Genomic DNA, 2,426 nt, shown 5'->3' on the forward strand with positions numbered 1-2,426 from the left:
ATTTAGAATTTAGAATTTAGAATTTAGAATTTAGAATTTAGAATTTAGAATTTAGAATTTAGAATTTAGAATTTAGAATTTAGAATTTAGAATTTAGAATTTAGAATTTAGAATTTAGAATTTAGAAGGTCGAATCAATAATTAAGAAGGTCTAAGGTCTAAGGTCTAAGGTCTAAGGTCTAAGGTCGAATGAATAATTAAGACTGTAGACTGTAGACTGTAGACTGAACTAATTCTTCATTCTTCATTCTTCATTCTTCATTCTTCATTCTTCATTCTTCATTCTTCATTCTTCATTCTTCATTCTTCATTCTTCATTCTTCATTCTTCATTCTTCATTCTTCATTCTTCATTCTTCATTCTTCATTCTTCATTCTTAAATGAACTTATTGGATAATTCCAGGATGATGGTGAGAGTGGTCTAGGTGTTGGAGAGTTTGGGAATCAATACCCATTTCAGAGGCATAGGGAGCCAAGAACTCACCCTCTGACATGGTAGTAGGATTAACAGCCACGGCTTTTTCCATGGTGTCTGCACTAGCGAATTGATTTTCCTGAACCCAGGCTTGATACTCTTCGGGTGTTTCAACGATCAACCGGGTTTTCATTCCTCCATGGTAGGACCCGCAGAGTTCAGCACAGATGATCGGGTAATCACCCACTCTAGTGGCTGTAAACCCTAGTTGACTAGTCCGACCTGGGATAGCATCTTGCTTAATCCGAAACTCTGGCAACCAAAAGGCGTGGATCACATCGTTAGCTTCGATATTCAGCTTAACCAGTTGTCCCACTGGGACATGCATTTCCCCAGAGATAACACCGGTTTCAGGGTAGGTGAAAATCCAGGCATACTGCATACCGGCGACATTAACCTCTAGGGGTTGACCTTGGCCTTCTTGTCCTGGAGGCGCTCCAATACCTAGGGCAACTGTGCCTTGACCCGGAGCCATGGCAATCAGACTTTCATTCCCCTCTTGCCCAGATGGTGACATCTGATGATTGTGGGCAATTTCCTGTTGATGGTGGTCATGAGAAGCCATGGGATCCAGACCTCCCATAGCGTTGTAGACCTCAAAGCTATAGACAGCTAGGACAAAGACAATCACCGTCGGGATTGCGGTCCAAAGCATTTCTAGGGGAATATTGCCATGGGTCGATGGCCCATCGGTTTGGTCATTTTTTTGTCTACGAAATTTGATGACTATTAGGATAAGTGCCCCTTGGATGAGGAGAAATAGACCAGTGGAAATGGTCATCATCAAGTTGAACAGACCATCTACATCACCGGCTTCTGAGGAGGCAGCTACTGGCATAAGTCCATGATTCTGACCGTACCAGAGACTAATCAGGGTTATGAAAATGCCAGCAATAAGGGTTGAAATTTGGCTTGGAATGTTCACGAGGTTAGGGTTGAATACTTATATCAACAAAACTAACAGGGATTATCAAGGCAGGCGAGGCACCAACATACTTAGTGTCCTAAAATGTCAGGGCATGGCTATATTTTTAAGGAAAATCAGCCTTCTGGTGAGCTACTCCCCCCCATAGTTCCCACATTAGAGACAACAAAGACAACAATTCTGATGCTCTGCTAGCAGTGAGGGGCGTGAGTAGAGGATATAGAGCTAGCTTGGCTTGCTCTATTAACTAAGGTAAAGCAGTTAAACAATTGATTGGGTCAAACCTTGAGATTTTTAGACTTTTTTTTAGGATCACTAGCCCAGCACCTGAAAAATTTTCAGAAAACTTAAGATTTTATTCAATAAAACTTAACATAGCTAAAAAAAATATAAAAAAGTAAATCAATAGTAAATCATTGAGTCTAAGTAACTATGACCCTTTAGACCAGGGGAATAGCAATCTGAAAAATCTCTAAAGCTTCAGAAATTAAGGAAAAGGCTGGTTACAGTGGTATAGGAATAGAGATGATCCTTGAGATTGGCAATCTTCTACCAAGGAAAATGAGCCACTACTCAGGATTTGATTAACTTAGTTTGCATTTTCCTATTGCAGATGGCTATAGCTCAATCGGCTCTTGATCACAATCAGAATGGTGTAACCTCCAACAACCTGACCCAGCCCCAGGCCAGGATTCGGAGCTTGGTGTGGAAAATTGCGATCGCAACCCTGCTGTTGATGGCAGTAGGCAGTGCCACCAGGGTGATGAATGCTGGTCTAGCTTGCCCAGACTGGCCCTTATGCTATGGTCAGCTGGTGCCAAGCCAGCAGATGAATTTGCAAGTATTTTTAGAGTGGTTTCACCGCCTTGATGCTTCCTTGATTGGTATTAGTGCGATCGCTCTCGCTAGCTTATCTTGGTGGCATCGGCGGGATTTACCCAACTGGCTGCCCTGGATATCCACATTTGCTCTAGGGCTAATTATTTTCCAAGGAGTCCTGGGCGGACTGACGGTTACAGAACTGCA

Annotated in this window: 2 protein-coding genes; one reads left to right on the forward strand and one right to left on the reverse strand. The window is 42.3% G+C overall.

From position 1 onward, the window contains the following. Nucleotides 1-386: 386 nt before the first annotated feature. Nucleotides 387-1,400, reverse strand: a complete 1,014-nt coding sequence (locus F6K20_RS34255) for a cytochrome c oxidase subunit II (protein WP_287250039.1) — start codon at nucleotides 1,398-1,400, stop codon at nucleotides 387-389. Nucleotides 1,401-2,013: 613 nt separating this feature from the next. Between F6K20_RS34255 and F6K20_RS34260 the strand changes: the two genes are divergently transcribed. Then, nucleotides 2,014-2,426, forward strand: a 413-nt coding sequence (locus tag F6K20_RS34260; RefSeq protein WP_287297766.1) for a COX15/CtaA family protein, incomplete at its 3' end; no start/stop codon positions are given.

This window comes from Moorena sp. SIO2C4 (assembly GCF_010672485.1).
GTDB lineage: Bacteria > Cyanobacteriota > Cyanobacteriia > Cyanobacteriales > Coleofasciculaceae > Moorena > Moorena producens.